Here is a 23335-nt window from a genome sequence, read left to right as displayed (position 1 = left end):
ACAGCCAGCGCACCCGAAGACGGAACGCCCCGGCATTTCGAGCACGACGGAGCCAGGCCTGACCGCAGACGCCCCTAGTCCTCGATCGGCTGGCCCCGCGCGCCCTTGCGCCAGGCCTTCAGGCAGAGATAGTCGAGCGCGATCATGGCGGCGGCATTGGCGGTGATCTCGCTCGTGTCGAAGGGTGGGGAGACCTCCACGATATCGGCGCCGACAATGTCGATCTCCGTCATGCGGCGCAGGATCGACAGGGCCTGATGGGTGGAGAGCCCGCCGGGCACGGGCGTGCCCGTTCCCGGGGCGAAGGCCGGGTCGAGGCAGTCGATATCGAAGGTGAGATAGGCCTTGCCCCCGCCGACGGCCCGCGCGATCTCGCGCGCGACCTCCTCCGCCGACGCCTCGTGCACACGGTCGGCATAGAGGATCGTCATGCCGTAGCGGCGCTCGCCGCGATAGGTCGTGCGGATGCCGATCTGGACGGAGCGTTGCGGATCGATCACCCCCTCGCGGACGGCATGGCCGAACATGGTGCCGTGGTCGATGCGGCCGCCCTCGTCCGGCTCCACGTCGCGATGGGCGTCGAACTGGATGAGCGCGAGGGGCCCGTGGGCCTGCGCATGGGCGCGCAGCAGCGGATAGGTGACATAGTGGTCGCCGCCGATGGTGAGCATCTCCGCGCCCGCGTCGAGAATCGCGCGGGCATGGCGCTCGATGGCGTCCCCGATCGCGCCGGGCGTGCCGTGATCGAACCAGCAGTCGCCGTAATCGGCGACGGCGAGCGTGTCGAAGGGATCGAACATCCACGGCCAGACGGGCCCCCAGGCGTGCTGCACGGAGGCCGCGCGCACGGCCTGCGGCCCGAGCCTCGTGCCCGGCCGGTTGGTCACCGCCAGATCGAAGGGGATGCCGGAGACGGCGATATCCACGCCATCGAGATCGCGGGTGTATTTGCGCCGCATGAAGGACAGCGCGCCCGCATAGCTCGGCTCGATCCCCGTGCCGCGCAGATCCGTCCGCCGGAACGCCTGGTCGCCCGGCCCGCCCGTATCGCTCATCGAAGGTCCCCGTGTCGTCCTGTCCGGTGGTGGATCTATTCGGTCAGAAGCAGCGTATCCTCGCTCGCCCAGGAGATCCATACGGTGTCGCCCGGCCTGAAGTCGCCCTCGATGCGCCGCGAGCGGTTCTGTACATTGGCGGTGAGCTCGAAGCCCTCCGCGATCTCCACGAAGACATGGCTGGCATTGCCGTAATAGGCGACGTCGCGCACCTTGCCCTGCGCGCGGATCGGCGCGTCCGTGGGCTCGGCGCTCGAGACGGTGAGCTTTTCCGGCCGCACGGCGACGCACACCTTGCCGGAGACGGGTCCCTCATGGGCGACCGCGATGCGGCCGAGCCCCCGCGTCTCCACCTCCACGATACCGTCGCGCGTGCCGGTCACCTCGCCGTCCAGCAGGTTGACGCGCCCGATGAAGTCGGCGACGAAGCGGGAGGCGGGCTGTTCGTAAAGCTCCGTCGGGGTCGCGATCTGGCGCACGCAACCCGCCTCCATGACCGCGATCCGGTCGGCCATGGACAGCGCCTCGTCCTGATCGTGGGTCACGATGATGAAGGTGATGCCGACGGCGTGCTGGAGGCGCGTCAGCTCCAGCCGCATCTGGTCGCGCAGCTTGGCGTCGAGAGCGGAGAGCGGTTCGTCGAGCAGCAGCACCTTGGGGCGCTTCACGAGCGCGCGGGCGAGCGCGACGCGCTGGCGCTGGCCGCCTGAGAGCTGGTCGGGCTTGCGCCTGGCGAGCTGCTCCAGCTGGACCATGCGCAGCGCCTCCTCGACCCGCGGGCCGATCTCCGCCTTCGGCGTGCCGACGACCTTCAGCCCGTAGGCGACATTCTCCTCCACCGTCATGTGCGGAAAGACGGCATAGGACTGGAAGACCATGTTGACCGGCCGGCGGTTGGCGGGGGTGAGCGCCATGTCCTGCCCGTCGATCGTGATCTCGCCGGAGGTCGGCATCTCCAGCCCTGCGATCATGCGCAGGAGCGTGGTCTTGCCGCAGCCCGACGGGCCCAGAAGGGCGAAGAACTCGTTCGGCCGGATGTCGAAGGAGACCTCGTCGACGGCGGTCACGCCGGGAAACAGCTTCGTCAGCGCCCTGATCGAGATGATGGCGTCGTCGCTCACACTCATGTCCCCCTCGCGCCTCACTGCGCGCCCTGGCGGTCCGGCGCCTGCAGGCGCACGGCGAAGATGGTTGCGATAACCGTGATGACGATCAGCACGGTGGAGGCGGCATTGACCTCCGGCGTCACCGAGAAGCGGACCATGGAATAGACCTTCACCGGGAAGGTGACCGCCTCCGGTCCGGTCGTGAAGAAGGTGATCACGAAGTCGTCGAGCGACAGCGTGAAGGCGAGCAGCGCCCCGGCCACCAGCCCCGGCTTGAGGAACGGCACGATGACGTTCCGGAAGGTCTGCCACTCGCTGGCGCCGAGATCCTTCGAGGCCTCCTCCAGCTCCCGGTTGAAGCCGGCGAGCCGGGCACGCACCACGATCGCCACGAAGGGGAAGCTGAAGGAGATATGCGCGATGGTCACCGCCGACAGGTTGAAGGGCCAGCCGCCGCCCGACGGCCAGTCGACGCGCGCGAAGAACGCCATCATGGCCACGCCCATGCAGATCTCCGGCACCACGATGGGCAACGCCATAAAGCCCTCGTATATCGCCTTGCCCGGAAAGCGGAAGCGCCACAGGGCGAGCGCCACCAGCGTGCCGATGATCGTGGAGACAATCGTAGAGAGGACCGCGATGGTCATGGAGTTCATGAAGGCCTCGAACAGCGAGGCGTTGTTCCAGGCGCGCACATAATAGTCGGTGGTGAAGCCCTGCCAGACGATGTTGCGCCGGGAATCGTTGAAGGAGAACGCCATCAGCGTGACGATCGGCGCGTAGAGGAACAGGAAGGTCGCGGCGATGACGATCCGGAGCCAGAGCCGGCGGTGGAAGTCGAGCGGGCCGGCCACGTCGCGCCCGCGCGCACGGCGGCCGGCGGGGGCCGGGGTCGTCAAGGCGGGGCGTGCGGTCTCGGTGCTCATGTCACACCTCCATCCCCCGCTGGCGCCCGGCGAACAGCGCGCGCAGCGCGAGCGCGCCGAAGGTGGCATACATCAAGAGGAAGGAGAGCGCGGCCCCGAACGGCCAGTCATTGGCGGACTTGAACTGGCGCTCGATGACGTTTCCGATCATCTGCGCATTGGTCCCCCCGAGGAGGTCGGGCGTCAGGAACGTGCCCAGGCACGGGATGAAGACGAGAATGATGCCGGAGACGACGCCCGGCATGGTCATCGGCACGGTGACGGAGAAGAAGGTCCGCGTCTGGCTCGCGCCGAGATCGAGGCTCGCCTCCAGATAGGACTTGTCGAGCCGCTCCACCGTCGCATAGAGCGGCAGGACCATGAACGGCATGTAGACATAGACGAGCCCGGCGATGACCGCGAAATTGTTGTAGAGCAGCGGCAGCGGCTCGAAGTCCTGGCCGATGAGGTGATACTGGCCGAGCCCCAGAAGGACGAGCCCGGCATTGGCCTTCTCCCACAGCCATTCCAGCCCGAAATTGACGAAGCCGCGGCGCCGGAACACCGCGATCAGCGCATAGGTGCGGATCAGCATGTTGATCCAGAAGGGCAGGATGACCGCCAGCAGCAAGAGCGCCTTCCAGCGCCCCGGGGCAAAGGAGATCAGGAAGGAAACCGGGTAGGCGACCACGAGGCAGACAAGGGTCGCCACGGCGCTGATCCACACCGATTTCCAGACGATCTCCAGATAGATCGGCTGGAGCGCGCGGGCGTAGTTGTCGAGCGTCCAGGTGATCGCGATGTCGACGATGGACGTCTTCTCGCCGAAGCTCAGCACCCAGATGATGCCGAGCGGAACCAGGAAAAAGGCCGTGAGCCAGACCGTTCCGGGCAGGTTCAGGACCCAGAAGACCAGCCGATTTCTACTCCAGCTTTCCATCCCCGAGAACCCGCTAACGACGCCAGCGTCCACACGCGACGCGGTCCTGACATGTCATCCCGGAAGCCGGCTTGCCCGGCATCGCCGCTGGCGCCGGCAGGCCGGGCCATCCGGGATCCATCGGGCGGCCACGTCAATCCCGGCACGCCCCATGGACCCGGATCGCAAGCCTCGCGACCGAAGGCCAAGGGGCCCCCGGCCCCGCCTGGCGTCCGGGACGACGGACCAGAGACCGGTCGTCGGCACTCCAGCGCCCCTCAGGCCGCCTGGATGCGCGTCCAGGCCTCGTCGTAGAGCCTGGTCGCCTTCTCGCCCAGATAGACTGCGGGCTCGCACTTCTCCAGCACCGCATCGGGCGGGAAGATCGCGGGGTTCTTGGTGTAGTCGTCGCTCATCATCGCCTTCGCCGCGGCATTCGGCGTGGCGTACTGGATGAAGTCCGCGATATCGGCGTTCACCGCCGGATCGTTGATGAAGTTGATGAATTTGTGGGCGTTGTCGGGATGCGGCGCGTCCTTGGGGATGCACAGGCAGTCCTGCCACAGGAGCGCACCCTCCTTGGGCACGACATAGGAGATGTCGTCGTCCTCGGCCATGACCTGGAGGATGTCGCCGTTCCACTCCTGGCACAGGGCCACCTCGCCGGAGGCCAGCAGGTCCTGCCCGTTATCCTCCGCGAACACCTTGATATAGGGCTTCTGGGCGATCAGCAGCTCCTCGGCCTCCTTGATCTCCTTGGGATCGGTGGTGTTCAGGGAGTAGCCGAGATATTTCGCCGCGATGCCGATCACGGTCGTCACCTCGCTCAGGAGCGAGAGCCGGCCGGCATATTTGTCGGACTGGTAGACCCATTTCCAGCTATCCGGCACGCCGTCCACCTCGCTCTTGCGATAGCCGATGCCGATGGTGCCCCACATATAGGGCAGGCTGTATTTGCGGCCCGGGTCGAAATTCGCATCGAGGAACGACTTCTCGATATTGTCCATGTTCGGGATCTTGTCGTGATCGAGAGGCTCCAGCATGCCGGCGGTGATCATGCGCTCCACATAGTCGTTCGTGGGCACGATCACGTCATAGCCGGGATTGCCTTCCTTCAGCTTGGCGAACAGCTCGTCATTGTCGGCGAACAGGTCCATCGTGACGTCGATGCCCGTCGCCTCGCGGAAGTCGGAAAGCGTGTCCGGGCCGATATAGGTGTCCCAGTTGTAGAAATTGAGCTTGGCCTCCTCCGCCGACAGGCCGGAGCGCGGCATGAAGGTCACGCCGGCAGCCACGGCGCCGGTGCCGGCGAGGAACGAACGCCGGCTGACCGGCAGTGGGGTCTTGTGCCTTCTCGTCATCTGTAACTCCCTCCGATGCGTGGTCTTGCTACGACTCTATCGCGATGGTCCGGTCACTCCTGCAACCGATTTTGACCGGGTCTCCTGTCACGTTCAACATCCCGGTCGCACGAGAGGCCGGCATCCGCGTTCCCCTTTGCGGATCCCGGCCCCTTGCGGGGTCGTCAGGCGAGCTCCGCCTTCACATCCTCAAGCGTGCTGTCGAAGGCGGCGCGGGCGAGGTCGACCATCTCGTCGACTTCGTCGCGCGTGATCGGGAACGGCGGCGAGAGCACCATGGTGTCGCCGCACGAGCGCATGATGAGCCCGTTCTCGAAACAATGGTCGCGGCAGGCGAGCCCGACGCGCCCGACCGGATCGAAGCGCGCGCGGGTGGCCTTGTCCCTCACCAGCTCGCACGCCCCCAGGAGCCCGACGCTGCGCACCTCGCCCACCAGCGGATGGTCGGCGAGCGTCATGAGCTTCTCGTGGAAATAGGGCGCGATGTCGGCCACGTGCTCCACGAGCTTCTCGTCCTCCAGGATCCGGATGTTCTCCAGCGCGACCGCGCAGGCCGCCGGATGGCCGGAATAGGTGTAGCCGTGGAAGAACTCGCCGCCATTCTCGATCACGAAATCGCAGATCTCGTCGGAGATCGCGACCGCGCCGATGGGCAGATAGCCCGACGACAGGCCCTTCGCCATGGGCACGATGTCCGGCTCGATGCCGTAGGTCTCGAAGCCGAACCACTTGCCGGTGCGCCCGAAGCCGCAAATGACCTCGTCGGCGATCAGCAGCACGCCGTATTTCCGGCAGATGCGGTTGATCTCCGGCCAATAGCTGTCCGGCGGGATGATCACGCCGCCCGCGCCCTGAACCGGCTCGCCGATGAAGGCGGCGACATTCTCCGGCCCGAGCCTCAGGATCTCGTCCTCCACGGCCCTGGCCGCCTTGAGTCCGAACGCCTCCGGGTCGAGATCGCCGCCCTCGCCGAACCAGTAGGGCTGGTCGACATGGACGAAGCCCGGCAGCGGCAGGCCGCCCTGGCCGTGCATGGCCGCCATGCCGCCCAGGCTCGCGGAGGCCATCGTGGAGCCGTGATAGGCATTGCGCCTTGAGATAAAGACCGACTTCTCCGGCTGCCCCTTGAGCTGGAAATAGTGCCGTACGAGACGCACGATGGTGTCGTTCGCCTCCGAGCCGTCATTGACGAAGAACACCCGGTTGATGTGGTCCGGCATCAGCGAGGCGACCTTGTCGGCAAGCGCGATGGAGGGCACGGTCGCGGTCTTGAAGAAGGTGTTGTAGTAGGGTAGGTCGAGCATCTGCCGGTAGGCGGCTTCCGCCAGCTCGGAGCGGCCGTAGCCGATATTCACGCACCACAGCCCGGCCATGCCGTCGAGGATCTTCCTGCCGCTCGCATCCCACAGCCATGCGCCCCTGGCGTGGGTGATGATGCGCGTGCCGCCTTCCGCATGCAGGCTCTTGTGGTCGGTGAAGGGGTGGAGGTGATGCGCGGTGTCGCTCGCCACCAGCTCCACCGGATTGAGATTCTTGTCCAGGAGAGTCATCGAAACATAGATCCTTTTTCTTCAAAAACGTATCGCGACGGGCTGGCCCCGCGACCGGCGCGGTCCGGGGCGGCGCCCTTCGGCAGGCGAAACGGCCGGGATCTATGGATTGTAGTCGATGCGCGCGCACAGGATCATGATCTCGTCATGATCGGTGCGGCGGCCCATCGCAATCAGATGACCGGATCGTGTGATCCTCGAATACATGACAGTCCAGCATGCCCCTTTTGCGCGCATTCCGGGATAAAAGGGAGTTTCGATCAAGCCGTGCCGCCCGTCAACAGCGAGGGCGGCCGGGGCTTGCCGTTGCGCGCGCGGGCCATTAAGAGCGGTGGCGGGCACGCGCGGCGCTTGGCCCGGCGTACGGCATCTGGCAGGGTTCGCGAACCATGGACTACGAGGCGGAATACAACAATCGCGCGCGGGTGCCGGACCATCCGCAGGTCATGCAGGGCTGGGCGGAGGATGCCGCGGCCTATCGCGATGTCAGCGACGCCGAGCTCGATCTCCCCTACGGCGAGAGCGCGCGCGCCGTCATGGACCTCTTCTCCGCAGGCGACGGGGACGAGCCCGTGGCGATGTTCGTGCATGGCGGCTACTGGCAGGCGCTCGACAAGAGCTGGTTCAGCCACATGGCGCGCGGCCTCAATGCTCACGGGGTGACGGTGGCCGTCCCCTCCTACGATCTCTGCCCCGCCGTGTCGGTCCCCGATATCGTCGACCAGATTCGCGAGGCCTGCCTGTGGCTGTGGCGGCGTACGGGCCGCCGGATCGTCATGTCGGGGCACTCCGCCGGCGGCCATCTGACCGCGGCGATGCTCGCGACCGACTGGCAGGCCCTCGATCCCCAGGCCCCGCGCGATCTCGTGCCGGCGGGGCTTGCGATCAGCGGGCTGTTCGATCTCGTGCCGCTCGTGGGCACCAGCATCAACGACGCCCTGCGGCTCGATGCCGAGACGGCGCGCGCGGCAAGCCCGCTCTTCTGGGAGCCGCCCGCCGGGCGCATGCTGATCGCCCGGGTGGGCGGTGCGGAAAGCGACGAATATCTCCGCCAGAGCCGCACGATCTGCGAGGTTTGGGGCGAGGCGCGCATGCGCACCGAATATGGCGAGGCACCGGGCGCGAACCATTTCACCGTGATCGGCGCCCTTGCCGATCCCGACAGCGAGATGACCGAGCGGCTCGCCCGGCTGGTCGCCGCAAGCACGCACGAAACCGAGCTCTGAGGCGGCGATGAGCGGGGCCCAAGGCGCCATCGAGACGCCCTCTGGCAAGGGCGCGGCCGACGAGAACTTTCCCGTCGGCTCCTGGCTCCTGCCGCGCCGGCTGCGCCCGCATGTGGCCGTCTTCTACGCCTTTGCCCGCGCGATTGACGATATTGCCGACAATCCCGCGCTCGCCCCGGAGGACAAGGTCGCCCGGCTCGACCGCTTCGCCGACGCGCTTCGGCCCGGCCCGCGGGGGTCCACGGCGGAAGCGCCGGGGCTCGCCAAGGCGCATGCCATGCGCGACACGCTGGCTGTGACCGGCATCACCGCGCAGCACTGTCTCGACCTGATCTCCGCCTTCAAGCAGGACGCCGTCAAGACGCGCTATCGCGACTGGGCCGAGCTCATCGACTATTGCGACCGCTCGGCCGCCCCGGTCGGTCGGTTCCTGCTCGACCTCCATGGTGAGGATCCCGCCGGCTATCCCGCCTCCGACGCGCTGTGCAACGCACTCCAGATGATCAACCATCTCCAAGATTGCGCGGACGATTATGCCGGGCTCGACCGCGTCTATCTGCCGACCGAATGGCTGGAGGCGGAGGGGCTCGACGTCGACGTTCTGGGCGAGCCCGCAATGCCCCCCGGCCTGCGCCGCGTCGTCGACCGCTGCCTTGAGGGAACGCGCGCGCTGCTCGCGACCGCCGACACCCTGCCCGGCGCCCTGAGGAGCCGTCGGCTCGCCATGGAATCGGCGGTCATCGTGAAGATCGCCCATGCGCTGTGCGGCGAACTCGCCCGGCGCGACCCGCTCGCCGACCGCGTCGTCCTCACCCGTGGTCAGACCCTGCGCTGCGCCGTGGCGGGCGTCATGGGCGCGGTGCTGCGATGACCGCGGCCGCATGGGCCATCGGCGGCCTCGCCAGTCTCGTCTGGCTCGGCCTGCTGCTCTTCTGGCACGGTTTCTGGCGCGCCGACCAGCGGCTGCGCGGGGAGCGGGCCGGCGACGGGGGCGACTGGCCGTCCGTCACCGCGGTCATCCCGGCGCGCAACGAGGCCGACGTGATCGCGCAGACCGTCGCGGGGCTTCTCCGGCAGGACTATCCTGGGGCCCTCTCCATCGTCGTGGTGGACGATTCGAGCGAGGACGGGACGGCAGAGGCCGCGCGGGCCGCCCTTCCCGAAGGCGCCGGCCGCGTGATCTCCGCCCCGCCGCTGGAGGCCGGCTGGGCCGGCAAGCTGTGGGCGCTGCGCCACGGCATCGCGGCTGCGCAGGCTGGCGGCACGCCGGACTTCTTCTGGCTCACCGACGCCGATATCGTCCATGGCCCCCATGTGCTGCGCGGGCTCGTGGCCAAGGCGCGCGCCGACCGGCTCGCCCTCGTCTCGCTCATGGTGCGCCTGCCGGCCAGGGCGTTCTGGGAGGTGCTGCTCGTGCCCGCCTTCCTGTTTTTCTTCCAGCTCCTCTACCCCTTCCCCGCCGTCAACACGCCGTCGAGCCGAATCGCCGGGGCGGCGGGAGGTTGCGTGCTGCTGCGCGCTGACGCGCTCGCCGCCATCGGAGGGATCGCCGCGATCCGGAACCGGCTGATCGACGATTGCGCGCTCGGCCGCGCCGTCAAGGCGAGCGGGCGGCGCATCTGGCTCGGCCTTGCCGACGACAGCCGGAGCCAGCGCCGTTACACCGAGCTTTCGGAGTTCTGGCGGATGGTCGTGCGCTCCGCCTTCGTGCAGCTTCGCCACTCCACGGTCCTGCTGATCGTGTGCGTCCTCGGCATGGCGCTGACCTATCTGGCACCGCCCCTTCTTGCCCTCTACGGGCTCGCCGCGGGCGAATCGGCGGGGTTAGGCGGTCTTGTCGCATGGGGGCTGATGAGCATTGCCTATTGGCCCACAGTGCGCTACTGCGGGCTATCGCCGCTCGTGGCCCTGAGCCTGCCGGTCGCCGCCGTCCTGTTCATGGCCATGACCGTGCACGCGGCAATCCGGCACTGGCTTGGCCGCGGGGAGGCCTGGAAGGGCCGCGATTATGGAACGGATACGTAACGACAGGGCATGAGGCTCGCTTTCGCCGGTGTCCGGGAAAGCCGTTGCCTGTGGCGCGGCGAATGTTAAAGTGGTTCCAGATTGAGGGTTGGTGCACTAAGAGTGCTTGCCAAAATGAGGTTTGCGCGTCTGCATTGAGCCATGCAGAGCCAATCTGCGCGAATGTAATCGAGGGCCGCTGTCTCCATGACTGTCTCCACCCCGCTGCTTGACAAGGTGAAATCGCCGGGCGACCTGCGCACGCTTGATCGCGAGCAGCTCCGCCAGCTCGCCGACGAGTTGCGCGCAGAGACCATCGACGCGGCATCCGAGACCGGCGGGCATTTCGGCGCCGGGCTGGGCGTGGTGGAGCTGACCGTTGCGCTCCACTATGTCTTCAACACGCCCGACGACCGCCTGATCTGGGATGTCAGCCACCAGGCCTATCCCCACAAGATCCTGACGGAACGGCGCGACCGGATCCGCACGATCCGCCAGAAGGACGGCCTTTACGGCTTCACCAAGCGGACCGAGAGCGAGTACGACCCGTTCGGCGCCGCCCACAGCTCCACCTCCATTTCCGCCGGCCTCGGCATGGCCGTGGCGCGCGACCTGAAGCATATCGACGGCAATGTCATCTGCGTGATCGGCGACGGCGCGATGAGCGCCGGCATGGCCTATGAGGCGATGAACAATGCGGGCGCGCTCGATTCGCGCCTCATCGTCGTCCTCAACGACAACGGCATGTCCATCGCGCCGGCGGTCGGCGCGCTCACCAACTATCTCTCCTGGCTGATCTCCTCGCGCCCCTTCCTGTCGCTGCGCGATATCGGCAAGCAACTCGCCAAGCGCTTTCCGAAGGGTGTCCAGAAGGCGGCCGCGCGGGCCGACGAATATGCCCGCGGCATGGTGTTCGGCGGAACGCTGTTCGAGGAGCTGGGCTTCTACTATGTCGGCCCGGTGAACGGCCACGACGTGGAGACGCTCGTGCCCATCCTGCAGAATGTGCGCGATGCCGACACGGTCGGGCCGATCCTCCTCCATGTGGTCACCGAGAAGGGCAAGGGTCATCCCTTCGACCAGCCTCACAAGGAGAAGTACCACGCCGTCGGCAAGTTCGATCCCGAGACCGGCGAGAGCTTCAAGGGCAAGTCGAACGCGCCGAGCTACACCTCCGTCTTCGCCCAGTCGCTGATCCGCGAGGCGGAGAAGGACGAGCGCGTCGTCGCCATCACCGCGGCCATGCCGTCGGGCACGGGCATCGACAAGTTCGCCGAGCGCTTTCCGGAACGCTCCTACGATGTCGGCATCGCCGAGCAGCACGCGGTGACCTTCGCCGCCGGGCTCGCGAGCGAGGGCATGAAGCCCTTCGCGACCATCTATTCCACCTTCCTGCAGCGCGGCTACGACCAGATCGTGCACGACGTGGCGCTCCAGCATCTGCCGGTGCGCTTCGCCATCGACCGGGCCGGGCTTGTCGGCCAGGACGGCCCGACGCATGCGGGAAGCTTCGACATCGCCTATCTCGGCTGCCTGCCCGGCTTCGTGCTCATGGCGGCGGCCGACGAGGCGGAGCTCGTCCACATGGTGGCGACCGCGGCGTCCATCGACGACGGCCCCTGCGCGCTGCGCTATCCGCGCGGCGAGGGCTCCGGCGTGGAGCTTCCCGAGGACGGCGTGGCGCTCCAGATCGGCAAGGGCCGCATCGTGGAGGAAGGCACCAAGATCGCGCTCCTGTCCTATGGCGCGCGCCTCGGGGAGTGCCTGAAGGCGGCGGAGGAGCTGAAGGTCCTCGGCCTGTCGACCACGGTCGCCGACGCCCGCTTCGCCAAGCCGCTCGACCACGACCTCATCCGCCGGCTGGTGCTCAACCACGAGGTGCTCATCACCATCGAGGAAGGCTCCGTCGGGGGCTTCGGCTCGTTCGTCCTGCACTATCTCGCCACCAACAACCTGCTCGACAAGGGCGCGCGCGTGCGCCCCATGTGCCTGCCGGACCGCTTCATCGCCCATGGCGCGCCGAAGGAGCAGTATCAGGATGCGGGCCTCATGGCGGGCGACATCGTGGCGGAGGTCTTCAAGGCACTCGACCAGGAGCACAAGGTTCTCGAGCTGAAGGCGAAGGCCTGAGGCCCGCCCAGGGCTTCGGGGTCCCGGGTCCCGCCGATGACGATTGCCAGCCATCTCGCGACCGACCGCCCCGCCGTCACGGCGGAGGAACGCGGGCGCGTGGACGCCATGGTGCGCCAGGCCTCCACCTCCTTCTACTGGGCCATGCGGCTTCTGCCGGGCGAGAAGCGCCGGGCGATCTTCGCCGTCTACGCCTTCTGCCGCAATGTCGACGACATCGCCGACGACGAGGGCTGGACGCTTGGCGAGAAGCGCCGCGCGCTCAAGGACTGGGAGGATGCGCTCGACCGGCTCTATGAGGGCGGCCTGCCGGAGGGGCTCGTCGCGCGCGCCCTGAAGGAGCCAATCGCCCGCTTCGGGCTGGCACGGGCCGATTTCCAGGCCGTGATCGACGGCATGGAGATGGATGCCGGCGAGCCCATCGTCGCTCCGCCGCGCGCCGAGCTCGACCTCTATTGCGACCGCGTGGCCGCCGCCGTCGGGCGGCTGTGCGTGTGCATCTTCGGCGAGCCCGGCGAGGCGGGCCGCCGCGTCGCCGACGCGCTCGGCCGGGCGCTGCAGCTCACCAACATCCTGCGCGACGTCCACGAGGACGCCGAGCGTGACCGGCTCTACCTGCCGCGCGAGCTGATCGAGGCGGAAGGCCTGCCCTCGGGCGACCTCCCGGCGATCCTCGCCTCGCCCCGCTATCCCGCGGTCTGGCGCGCCCTTGCCGGCGAGGCCGAGCGCGCCTTCTCCGACGCCGGGACCGCGCTTGCCGCCTGCGACCGCGCCAGGATGCGCCCCGCCCGCATCATGATGGAGGTCTATCGCCGCAACCTCGCCCGCATGCAGGCCCTCTCCGACACCGACATCGCCGACCCGGCCGTGCCGAAGCGCCTGGTCGGAAAGGCCGAGAAGCTGGCCATCGCGCTGCGCTACGGGATCCTGTGAGGCAACACGCGACCCCCGGGGACTATGCGCGAAAGCCGGATATGCCGTGTCACGTGCTGCTGAGCCTGCCTGCCGATGATTGACGCCGTCTCGATTCTTGCCGTTCTGGGGCTCGCCGCGTGGCTGTTCCATCCGGGCATGCTGCGGTCCGACCTCTGGCGCGCGGTCGGGACGCCGCTCGCCTCCATCATCGGCAGCGGGTTCCTGGTCTCCGTGCCGATCCTGCGCGACCTCTATGGCGGCTGGGCGGTGCTTGCCATGGCGGGGCTTCTGGCGGTGGCCTATCTCGTCGGCGGCGCGGTGCGCGAGAACATCCTCCATGTGGAGCCGCTGCTCGCCGACCATGAGGGCGGGCGCGTCCTCGCATCGCTGGAGCGGCTGTCCCATCTGGTGCTCGCCTTCGCCTATTTCGTCTCCGTCGCCTATTATCTCGTTCTGTTCGCGAGCTTCCTGCTGAAGCCCTTCGGGATCGCCGACGACGGGATGGCGGTGAAGACGGTCGTGACCGCGCTCCTTGCGGTGATCGGCGGCGTGGGGCTGTGGCGCGGCTTCCGTGCCGTGGAGGGGCTGGAAATCTATGCGGTGTCGGCCAAGCTCGCCGTCATCGGCGGGCTGGTGGCGGGACTGGCGCTCCATGACTGGCACATCCTGGGGGAGACGGGAGCGCTTCTGCCCGCGGGCCATTTCGAGGAGAGCAGCCTGCCGGTGCTCCTGGGCCTCCTCATCCTCGTGCAGGGCTTCGAGACCTCGCGCTTCCTGGGCGACACCTATTCGCCGGGCTTGCGCGTACGCACCATGAAGCTCGCCCAGCTTCTGGCAGCGGCGATCTATCTCGTCTTCTTCGCCCTCATGACGCCGCTCTTTTCGGTGGAGACGCCCGCAGGCGGGGTCGCCGCCATCGTCGACATGCTGGCCCCGGTCTCCATCGCGCTGCCCCTGCTCGTCCTGTTCGGCGCGCTCGCCAGCCAGTCGAGCGCGGCCATCGCCGATACGCTCGGCGCGGGCGGCCTGCTCCACGACATCGCCGGACAGCGCATCGCGCTGCGCCATATCTATCCGCTGATCGCCGTCGTTGCGGGGATCGTCACCTGGCAGACCGACGTCTACAGCCTGATCACCTTCGCCTCGCGCTGCTTCGCCGTCTATTACGCGCTGCAATGCATGGTGGCGGCGCTGAGCGCGGCAAGGCGCGGCAGCACGGCCCGGTCCGCGAGCTTTGCCGCGCTCGCGCTCGTGTGCACCGCCATCGTCGTCTTCGGCACGCCCGTGGAAGGCGGATAGGCCGGCTGCCGCCACACCGGCACACGCCCTGCGATGCGGATATCAGACGGATTGAGGCTCGCCGGCCTCGTAGAGCGCGAGATTGCGGTCAGTTATGCCGAGCTCCGGCCAGGCCGACCGCCAGGCCGCCATATGCCCGGATGCGAAATGCGCGTCGAGGGCCTCCCGGTCCGTCCACACCTCCACGACATGAATACGGCCCGGCTCGAGAACGTCCTCCGCATAGGAATATTCGACGCAGCCCTCCTCGGCGCGACTGGCCCGCACCATCCGCTCCATCGCGGGGCGGGCCTCGGCCATCTTTTCCGGCGGCAGCCGCACCGTTCCGACAATCAGCAGCATTCTCTCACCCCTTCCGAACCGCCCATGACGCCGTCCAAGACTACGCCATGTCCGCCCGGCCATGCACCCGACATTGCCGAACGCCCCGTCCCGTATCGGATTGGGCGAGAGCTCGCTCTGGCCACGCCCCTCTCGCCGGAGTAAACACGGCCTCCATGAACAGGGCACACATCATCGGCGCCGGGCTGGCCGGCCTGTCTTGCGCGGTGCGGCTGGCAGAGGCCGGCGTGCCGGCCGTGCTCTACGAGCAGGCCGCGCGCGCAGGCGGGCGCTGCCGGTCGTTCCACGACGCGGCACTCGACTGCGTGATCGACAATGGCAACCACCTGCTGCTCTCCGGCAACCGCTCCGCGCTCGGCTTCCTGGAGACCGTCGGCGCGCGCGACCGCCTCGTCGGGCCGGAGGAGGCGCGCTTCCCCTTTCTCGACCTCGCGACGGGGGAGCGCTGGACGGTCGCGCCCAATCGCGGCCCCCTGCCCTGGTGGGTGCTCTCGCCGTCGCGGCGCGCGCCGGGCACGGGGCTCGGCGACCATCTCGCCGGGCTGAAACTCCTCACCGCGGGCCCCGGCGCGACCGTCGGCGACGCGCTGTCCGGCGTCGGTCCGGCGGCGCTCGCCCGCTTCTGGGAACCGCTGATCGTCGCGGTGCTCAACATGCCGGTGGAGACCGGGGCCGCGCGGCTGATGCGGCCCGTCCTCCTGGAGACCTTCGCCAAGGGGGCCGATGCCTGCCGTCCGCTGATCGCGCGCGACAGCCTGTCGGACAGCTTCGTCGACCCCGCCCTCGCCTGGCTCGAGGCGCGCGGGACGACGCTTCGCCCCGGCACCCGGGTCATGGGGCTCGACACAGCCGGCGGGCGGGTCCGCGCCTTGCGGCTTGCGCGCGAGGAGATCGCCGTCGGCCCGGACGAGGCGGTGATCGTGGCGGTGCCCGCATGGCTCGCCGACAGCCTCGTGCCGGGCATCGAGACGCCGGGCGGCGGCGAGCCCATCGTCAATGTGCATTACAGGCTCTCAAGTCCCCCCGACATCTCCGGCGGCGGGCCGGTCCTGGGGCTCGTCGGCGGGCTCGCGCAATGGCTGTTCGTGCGCGGCGACGTCGCCTCCGTCACCATCTCGGCAGCCGCGGAGACAGCGGACCGGCCGGCCGACGCCATCGCCGGGGAGGTGTGGCGCGAGGTCGCGCAGGCCCTGTCCATCGCGAGCGAGCCCGTGCCCCGCTGGCGGGTCGTCAAGGAGCGGCGTGCGACATTCGGCCAGACGCCGGAGGCCGTCTCGAGACGGCCACAATGCCGTACGACCCTCGACAATGCCTTCCTGGCCGGCGACTGGACGGATACCGGCCTTCCCGCCACCATCGAAAGCGCCATACGCTCCGGAGAGGTTGCAGCGCACGCGGCCCTCGACCGCCGTGCTTGACAATCCGGCCGCGCCGGGACACCTACCAGTGCTTGGGCAGCACACGAAACGGTTCTGAACAGCTGGAGTTGACATGGTTTCGATTGCGGAGACCTTCCGGGGAGCCTTCGGCGGCCGGCGCAAACGCGCCACGGCCGGTGAGACGCCTGCGCAGCCCGCACCGGCAGTCGAGACGACATCGCGCCCGAAGAGCCTCCTGGACGAGGTGGAGGCCACGGTGGAGGAAACTTCCAGAGCGCTGGCCGGACGCCAGAAGGACGATGGCCACATCGTCTACGAGCTCGAGGCGGACGCCACGATTCCGGCCGAATACATCTTCCTCAACCATTTCCTCGGCGAGCCCGAGCCGGAGCTCGAGGCCGAGCTCGGCGAATATCTGCGCTCCATCCAGTCCGACCGCCATGGCGGCTGGCCGCTGTTCCATGACGGCGACTTCAACATCTCCGCCAGCGTGAAGGCCTATTACGCGCTGAAGATCGTCGGCGACGATCCGGACGCGCCGCACATGAAGCGCGCGCGGGAGGCGATCCTCGCCCATGGCGGGGCGGAGACGTCCAATGTCTTCACCCGCTATGCGCTGGCGCTGTTCGGCGAGGTGCCGTGGCGCGCCGTGCCGGTGATGCCGGCGGAACTCATGCTGATGCCGCGCTGGTTCCCGGTGAACATGTGGCGGTTCTCCTACTGGTCGCGCACGGTCATAGCGCCGCTGCTCATCCTCGCCGCCCTCAAGCCGCGCGCGAAGAACCCGACCGGCGCGCACTGCCAGGAGATCTTCCGCACACCGCCGGAGAAGATCCGCAAATGGCTCACCAACCCCACGGGCAGCCGCTGGGGCAGCTTCTTCCTGGCGCTCGACAAGGTGCTGCAGCCCACGGAGAAACACGTCTTCCCGCGCCTGCCGACACGGGCGAAGTCCATCCAGGCCGCGCTCGACTTCATCAAGCCGCGCCTCAATGGCGAGGACGGGCTCGGCGCGATCTTCCCGGCCATGGCGAACTCCGTCATGGCCTTCACCGCGCTCGGCTATCCCAAGGACGATCCGGACCTCGTCACCGCCCGGCAATCGATCAGGAATCTGCTCGTGGCCGCGCGCGAGGAACGCGACGGCGAGCCGCGCTACTGCCAGCCCTGCGTTTCGCCCGTCTGGGATACCGCCCTTGCCGCCCATGCGCTGAGCGAGAGCGGCGAGGACAGCACGCCCTCCGTGAAGGCGGCCTGCGACTGGCTGGTCGACCGCCAGATCACCGACGTGAAGGGCGACTGGGCGATCAACGCGCCCGATCTGGAGCCCGGCGGCTGGGCGTTTCAGTACAATAACGACCACTACCCCGATGTCGACGATACCGCCGTGGTCGGCATGCTGCTCCACCGGACCGATCCGGAGGGCTACAAGGACCGTATCGAGCGCGCGGCGCGCTGGATCGAGGGCATGCAGAGCTCCAATGGCGGCTGGGGCGCCTTCGACATCGACAACAATGCCGATTTCCTGAACTCCATCCCCTTTGCCGATCACGGCGCGCTGCTCGACCCGCCGACGTCGGACGTCGCCGCGCGCTGCCTGAGCTTCCTCGCCCAGATCGGCTACAGCCGCACCCATCCGACCGTGGCGCGCGGCGTTCATTTCCTGAAGACCGAGCAGGAGGAGGACGGCTCCTGGTTCGGCCGCTGGGGCACGAACTACATCTACGGCACCTGGTCGGTCCTGTGCGCGCTCAACGCCGTCGGCGAGGACATGTCGGCGCCCTATGTGCGCAAGGCCGTGGACTGGCTCCATTCGCGCCAGCGCGAGGACGGCGGCTGGGGCGAGGACGGCGCGACCTACTGGCAGGAGCGCCGCGACGAGACGAAAGCCTCCACCCCCTCCCAGACCGCCTGGGCCGTGCTGGCCCTGATGGCCGCCGGCGAGGTCGACAGCGAACCGGTCGAGCGCGGCATTCGCTACCTCCTCTCGCAGCCACGCAAGAACGAGAAGTGGGAGGAGCCGTGGTTCACCGCGGTCGGTTTCCCGCGCGTCTTCTATCTGCGCTATCACGGCTATTCCGCGTTCTTCCCCGTCTGGGCGCTGTCGCGCTATCGTAACCTCAAGCGCGGCAACAGCCGCGAGGTCGCCTGGGGAATGTGAGGGGCTGGACGCCCGCCCCACGCACAGGGCTGGGACCGCAATGAGCCGGATCGGCATCGTCACGGGCTTGCAGATGGAGGCGTGCCTCGTTCGCCCCGGGCGACGCGTGGCCGGCGACCGGTCCCTCCTTGTGGCCTGCGACGGGCCGGGGCCCCGGAGGGCCTATGAGGCCGCGCGGCGGCTCGTGGAGGCGGGCGCGGACGGTCTCGTGAGCTTCGGGCTTGCGGGTGGGCTCGACCCGGAACTCGCGCCCGGCACAGCGATCCTTCCCGTAGCGATCCTCGACGAGGACGGAAGCCGTTTCGACTGCGCGGAAGACTGGCGCCGCGACCTGACCGCACAGGCCCCGCGAGACCCCGCCCTGCAATGCGTGGACGTTCTCGCGACACTCTCCGAACCCGTCGCCTCGGTCGAGGCCAAGGCCGCGTTACGCGCACGGACGGGCGCATCGGCCGCCGACATGGAGAGCGCGGCCGTCGCGCGCGCGGCCATGGAGGCGGGCCTGCCTTTCCTTGCGATTCGCGCGATCTCGGACCGGGCGGGCGACACGATCCCGCGCGCCGCGCTCAAGGGAATGCGGGCCGACGGCCATGCCGCCGCCCTGCCCGTCCTGGTACATCTCGCCGCGCATCCCGGCGAGCTCGGCGCGCTCATCCGCCTCGCCCGCCAGACGGGACGGGCGAAACGCGCACTGGCCGCGCTCGCGCACCGGCTCGGCTAGACCTTCAATCGTGTCCGATTGAAGGTCCAAAAGCCGATCGCTTTCAAAAAGCGGGAATCACGCGAGACGAAACAGACCGCTCATCCCGGGCAAAAGCCGGGATGAGCGGGAAGACGTGCGTCTCCGGCCTGCCCCGGAAGGCCGCGCTAGCCCGCGCGGCGTTCCTGCGTCTCGGTCTTGTCCAGAAGGGTCACCGACGCCTTTTTCGCCCCCGGCGCGCCGGCCTCGTTGGCGGGCTCGTGGATCTCGGCCATGAACTCGTCCACATGGCGGTCGAAGACGTAGGCCGCGGGCCGCTGGTTGTCGAGCGAGATCTCCGGGGCCATGGGCTTCTCGGTCTCCACCCCCTTAAGCCACACTTTCAGCGCCTTGAAGGGATTGGCCACCGTGTCGGACACCGCCGTCGGCTCGAAACCGCAATGCACCATGCAGTTGGCGCACTTCTCGTATTTCCCGGTGCCGTAGGAATCCCAGTCCGTGGTCTCCATGAGCTCCTTGAAGCTCTTGGCGAAGCCCTCGCCGATCAGGTAGCAGGGCCGCTGCCAGCCGAAGATGTTACGCGTCGGGTTGCCCCAGGGCGTGCAGGAATATTCCTGGTTGCCGGCGAGGAAATCGAGATAGAGCGAAGACTGGTTGAAGATCCAGCCGCGCCCGTTCGACTTGCCGAGCCGGAAGAGGTCGCGGAACAGCGTCTTGGTCTGCCGGCGCGACAGGAAATGGTCCTGCGCCGGGGCGCGCTCATAGGCATAGCCGGGCGAGACGGTGATGCTCTCCACGCCGAGCGTCATGACGAAGTCGAAGAACTCCGCCACCTTGTCGGGCTCGGCATTGTTGAACAGCGTGCAGTTGACGGTCACGCGGAAGCCGCGCGCGACGGCCTCGCGGATCGCCTCGACCGCCTTGTCGAACACGCCCTCCTGGTCGACCGCCTTGTCGTGCTCCTCCTTCAGCCCGTCGAGATGGACGGAGAAGGTGAGATAGGGGCTCGGTTCGAACAGGTCGAGCTTCTTCTTCAGGAGCAGCGCGTTGGTGCACAGATAGACGAACTTCTTGCGGTCCACGATCGCCTTGACGATCTGGTCCATCTCGCGATGGATCAGCGGCTCGCCGCCGGGGATCGAGACGATGGGCGCGCCGCACTCGTCGACCGCCTCGAGGCACTCCTCCACCGACAGGCGCTGGTCGAGGATCGGCTTGGGGTAGTCGATCTTGCCGCAGCCCGGACAGGCCAGGTTGCAGCGGAACAGCGGCTCGAGCATGAGCACGAGCGGGTAGCGCTTGTTGCCCTTCAGCTTCTGCTTGAGGATGTAAGCGCCGACACGCGCCTGCTGGATAAGTGGAACCGCCACGATGATTACCCCGATGATTGGCTTCAGTCGCAGGTCATGAACGGCGGCGTCTGCCGGACGGTATTCCGGCGCCTGTCCGCCTGTGCGAAACCCTGTTCCTGCGACATCCTTTGGCTGAAGAACCCGACCGCCGTCAACCCGTTGAGACAAAATAGCATTCTATCACGAAATATTCGAGCACCAGAAGATCGCGCCGATTGCGCCGGTTTTGTGGCGGATCGGCCCCGTCAGCCCTTCCCCCTCCGAAAGGCCCGTGCCGACCAGTCCACGAGCGTCGGCAGGACGACCAGGGTGCACACGAGGGTGAGCGCGATGGCGATCATCAGGAGCTCGCCCATGCTGGCCGTGCCCCGATGGGCCGACAGGGCGAGCGTGCCGAACGAGGAGACGGTGGTCAGCGCCGACAGGAAGACCGCGCGCGGCGTCGACGAGGCGAGGACATGGCCGGCCGGCTCGCCCGCGCCCCCTTCCGCCTCCTCGCGCGCCCTCATGACGAGGTGGATGCCGCTGTCCACACCGAGGCCGATCAGCAGGGGCAACACGATCACATTGGCGAAGTTGAATGGAATGTCGAGCAGCACCGTCGCCGCCACGAGGATCGCCCCGGCAAGCGTGATCGGCAGGAGCACCAGCACCACGTCGAGCACGCGCGAGAGCATCGCGAAGAGGACGAGCGCGATCAGCCCCGCCGCCAGCACGGTCGCGAACAGCATGGATTCGGAGACGACGCCCGCCGCCCCGACGATCTCCACCGGGCTTCCCGTCACGTTCCACGACACGGTGCGCACCGCCTGGACGAAGCGCTCCATGGCGCCGGGATCGGCGAGGTCGGCGCGCGGCAGGATCTCTATGCGATAGCGTCCCTCCGGGCTGACGAAGCGCGAGCGGAGCGCGGCCTCGAGCCCGGCGACGTCCACCTCGCCCGCCCCCACAATGGTATTGAGCCGGGCAACCGCACCCGGCAGCCCGTGGAAGACGGCCCGCTCCAGCCGGGCGGGCGCGTCCGCCTCGCGCCCGGGGCCGTCGAGAAACGCCGCGATGCGCCCGCGCAGGTCCTCCGCGGCCTGCCGCGTGTCCTCCGCGACGTCCTGTGCCCCGGCGATCCGGCCGAGGGCTGATTCCATCCGCGTCAGCGCCGCGCGGCGGGCCTCGCCGGCAAGGCCCGGATCGTCCGTGCTCACCGAGCGAGGCAGACCGGTCGAGAGCGACGAGAGCCGGGCGAGCCGGTCCGCCTGCCCCTCCGGCACGAAGGTGTCGATGGTGACGACGCCGGCGACCTCCGGCAGGGCCTCGAACCGCCTGGCGAACGCCTCGGCCTCCTCGCGGGTATCCGCAAGGATCTCCGCGGTATAGACCGGCGCGTCGGCATCCGCGAGCAGGTCCTTGAAGGCGGTGACGGCGGGCTCGCCGGGGGCCTTCAGATTGAGCGGGTCGCCGTCGAAGCGCGCCATGGGCACGGCGGCGAGGCTGGCGAGCGCGGCGAGGATGACCGCCACCGTCACGCCGAGCCGGAACCGACGCCCGGACAGGAGCCTCAGGAGCGGTTCGGAGACGGCGGAGAGCGCACCGTGGCGGCGTGGCGGCTGCGGCGGCAGGAGGGTCAGGAGCGCCGGCAGGAACGTCGTCGCGCAGACGAGCGCGACCAGCATGCCCGCCGACGAGATGAGCCCGAGCTGGGCCATGCCGACGAAATCGGTCGGCGTGAAGGCGAGGAAGCCGATGGCCGTCGTCGCGGTGCACAGGAGAAGGGCCGAGCCGACGCCGTGCGCGGTCTGCCGCAGGGCCTCCTCATGGGCATGGCCCAAACGCCGTTCCTCCTCGTAACGCAGGCCGAAATGGATCGCATAGTCGATGCCGAGCCCGACGAAGAGCACCGCGAAGGCCACCGAGATGAGATTGAGATAGCCGACCGTCACGGTCGCCGCCGTCGCTGTGAGCACGAGTCCCACCGCGAGCATGGAGAGCGCGGCGATCACCTGCCGGCCGGACCGGATTCCGAAGGCGAGGATGAGGCCGACAAGGACGAAGGAGACGATGCCGGCGAGCGTCGCCCCGCGCATCACCGTCTCCATCTCCTCCGCATTGAGCGCGGCCTCGCCGGTCAGCCGGATGCTGACCTCGCCGGAAAAGGTCGCTTCCGGATCGGCGACGAGCCGCCGGGCCTCCTCGAGCGCAGGTCCCGCCGGATCGAGGCGCGAATAGTCGAGGGCGGGCTTCACGAAGACGTACCAGCGCGTCTGCTCCGGCTCCGTGCCGCCCGCGAAGAGGCCCGTCCAGTCGAGCGCCACGGGCGTTGCATCCATCTGGCCCTCCACCACGCGCGCCAGGCTGGCGAAGAAGGCGCCCGCCTCCTCCGGCAGGCGCCCTGCGCCGGCCCCGGCGGCGAGCCGGTCGGTCAGGCCCGCGAGGCCCGCAAGGTCCGGCCGTGCCGCGAGCGCGCCGAGAATGGGCGCCGACGAGGCGATGCGGTCGGTCACCCGCGCAAAGGATTGCGGGTCGAGATAGAGCAGGCCGTGCGTGTCGAAGAAGTCTCCGACGCCCGGCGCATAGACGCCGTCGAAGAGGTCCGGATGCGCCCGGAAGGACTGGACCAGCGCGCGCGCCGCCTCGCGCGCCCTGTCGGGGTCGTCTGCCTCCACCACCGCCACGATATTGTTGTCGAGCGCGGGGAAGGTGGCGATCAGCTCCATGAAGGACTGCCGGAAGGGCAGCTCCGAGGAGATCATGCGGCCCGTATCGGTGTTGACGCCGAGCCTCGTCGCGGTGAGCGCGCCGCCGAGCACGGTCAGGACCAGGAAGCCGGCGACGACGGCCGCCGCATGGCGCGACGACCACATCACGCAGGCGGCGAGCGCGCCCACGAGCTTCTGCCCAAGCCTGTCTCGCAACGCCATCTGGACCTTAGCCGCCTTC

General features: G+C 68.4%; 18 protein-coding genes. 9 read left to right on the top strand and 9 right to left on the bottom strand.

Translation table 11 applies throughout. From position 1 onward, the window contains the following. Positions 1 to 74 precede the first annotated feature (74 nt). The 6 genes from speB to HW532_RS18030 all read right to left on the bottom strand — a co-directional run bounded on the left by speB (position 75) and on the right by HW532_RS18030 (position 6896). Positions 75 to 1055 (bottom strand): agmatinase, encoded by a 981-nt coding sequence (gene speB / locus HW532_RS18055; protein ID WP_246479290.1) that lies wholly within the window; start codon positions 1053 to 1055, stop codon positions 75 to 77. A 35-nt stretch (positions 1056 to 1090) separates the two neighbouring features. Further along, positions 1091 to 2182 carry an ABC transporter ATP-binding protein gene (locus tag HW532_RS18050; protein WP_246479289.1) on the bottom strand — a complete coding sequence of 364 codons (1092 nt, stop codon included), beginning with the start codon at positions 2180 to 2182 and terminating at the stop codon, positions 1091 to 1093. 14 nt (positions 2183 to 2196) lie between these two features. Continuing rightward, positions 2197 to 3087, bottom strand: coding sequence for an ABC transporter permease (locus tag HW532_RS18045; protein WP_213161796.1), 891 nt, complete (start codon positions 3085 to 3087; stop codon positions 2197 to 2199). Position 3088: 1 nt separating this feature from the next. Then, positions 3089 to 4039 carry an ABC transporter permease gene (locus tag HW532_RS18040; protein WP_246479288.1) on the bottom strand — a complete coding sequence of 317 codons (951 nt, stop codon included), beginning with the start codon at positions 4037 to 4039 and terminating at the stop codon, positions 3089 to 3091. 224 nt (positions 4040 to 4263) lie between these two features. Continuing rightward, a complete protein-coding gene (locus HW532_RS18035) occupies positions 4264 to 5346 on the bottom strand; it encodes an ABC transporter substrate-binding protein (protein WP_213161795.1) in 1083 nt (360 codons plus the stop codon). Positions 5347 to 5510: 164 nt separating this feature from the next. Then, positions 5511 to 6896, bottom strand: a complete 1386-nt coding sequence (locus HW532_RS18030; RefSeq protein ID WP_213161794.1) for an aspartate aminotransferase family protein — start codon at positions 6894 to 6896, stop codon at positions 5511 to 5513. Positions 6897 to 7285: 389 nt separating this feature from the next. On the opposite strand from HW532_RS18030, the gene HW532_RS18025 reads away from it, so the two are divergent. The 6 genes from HW532_RS18025 (at position 7286) to HW532_RS18000 (ending at position 14470) form a co-directional block, all read left to right on the top strand. Further along, positions 7286 to 8122, top strand: coding sequence for an alpha/beta hydrolase (locus tag HW532_RS18025; RefSeq protein ID WP_213161793.1), 837 nt, complete (start codon positions 7286 to 7288; stop codon positions 8120 to 8122). A 7-nt stretch (positions 8123 to 8129) separates the two neighbouring features. Beyond that, complete coding sequence (gene hpnC, locus HW532_RS18020) at positions 8130 to 8993, top strand: squalene synthase HpnC (RefSeq protein WP_213161792.1); 864 nt, start codon at positions 8130 to 8132, stop codon at positions 8991 to 8993. Next, the gene (locus HW532_RS18015) at positions 8990 to 10147 is read left to right on the top strand and encodes a glycosyltransferase (protein ID WP_213161791.1); all 1158 of its coding nucleotides are present in this window, start codon (positions 8990 to 8992) and stop codon (positions 10145 to 10147) included. Before hpnC ends, HW532_RS18015 begins: the two co-directional genes overlap by 4 nt. A gap of 186 nt (positions 10148 to 10333) precedes the next feature. Next, positions 10334 to 12256 (top strand): 1-deoxy-D-xylulose-5-phosphate synthase, encoded by a 1923-nt coding sequence (gene dxs, locus HW532_RS18010; protein ID WP_213161790.1) that lies wholly within the window; start codon positions 10334 to 10336, stop codon positions 12254 to 12256. A 36-nt stretch (positions 12257 to 12292) separates the two neighbouring features. After that, positions 12293 to 13189, top strand: a complete 897-nt coding sequence (hpnD, locus tag HW532_RS18005) for a presqualene diphosphate synthase HpnD (protein ID WP_425491888.1) — start codon at positions 12293 to 12295, stop codon at positions 13187 to 13189. A gap of 75 nt (positions 13190 to 13264) precedes the next feature. Then, positions 13265 to 14470 (top strand): hypothetical protein, encoded by a 1206-nt coding sequence (locus tag HW532_RS18000; protein ID WP_213161789.1) that lies wholly within the window; start codon positions 13265 to 13267, stop codon positions 14468 to 14470. 42 nt (positions 14471 to 14512) lie between these two features. Here the strand turns inward: HW532_RS18000 and HW532_RS17995 are convergent, their stop codons facing one another. Further along, the gene (locus tag HW532_RS17995; RefSeq protein WP_213161788.1) at positions 14513 to 14812 is read right to left on the bottom strand and encodes a putative quinol monooxygenase; all 300 of its coding nucleotides are present in this window, start codon (positions 14810 to 14812) and stop codon (positions 14513 to 14515) included. 155 nt (positions 14813 to 14967) lie between these two features. On the opposite strand from HW532_RS17995, the gene hpnE reads away from it, so the two are divergent. From hpnE to HW532_RS17980, 3 genes are all read left to right on the top strand, one after another. Then, positions 14968 to 16230, top strand: a complete 1263-nt coding sequence (gene hpnE / locus HW532_RS17990; RefSeq protein ID WP_213161787.1) for a hydroxysqualene dehydroxylase HpnE — start codon at positions 14968 to 14970, stop codon at positions 16228 to 16230. 73 nt (positions 16231 to 16303) lie between these two features. Beyond that, a complete protein-coding gene (shc, locus tag HW532_RS17985; protein ID WP_213161786.1) occupies positions 16304 to 18352 on the top strand; it encodes a squalene--hopene cyclase in 2049 nt (682 codons plus the stop codon). A 40-nt stretch (positions 18353 to 18392) separates the two neighbouring features. Beyond that, on the top strand, positions 18393 to 19073 hold the full coding sequence (locus tag HW532_RS17980; RefSeq protein WP_213161785.1) for a phosphorylase family protein: 681 nt from the start codon (positions 18393 to 18395) through the stop codon (positions 19071 to 19073). Positions 19074 to 19219: 146 nt separating this feature from the next. On the opposite strand, the gene hpnH is transcribed toward HW532_RS17980, so the two are convergent. Beyond that, positions 19220 to 20422 carry an adenosyl-hopene transferase HpnH gene (hpnH, locus tag HW532_RS17975; RefSeq protein WP_213161784.1) on the bottom strand — a complete coding sequence of 401 codons (1203 nt, stop codon included), beginning with the start codon at positions 20420 to 20422 and terminating at the stop codon, positions 19220 to 19222. 227 nt (positions 20423 to 20649) lie between these two features. After that, the gene (locus HW532_RS17970; protein ID WP_213161783.1) at positions 20650 to 23316 is read right to left on the bottom strand and encodes an MMPL family transporter; all 2667 of its coding nucleotides are present in this window, start codon (positions 23314 to 23316) and stop codon (positions 20650 to 20652) included. Positions 23317 to 23335 lie beyond the last annotated feature (19 nt).

The organism is Kaustia mangrovi (assembly GCF_015482775.1).
Classification (GTDB): Bacteria; Pseudomonadota; Alphaproteobacteria; order Rhizobiales; family Im1; genus Kaustia; species Kaustia mangrovi.
Note: the sequence above shows the minus strand (reverse complement) of the source record. Positions and strands in the feature narration are given on the sequence as shown.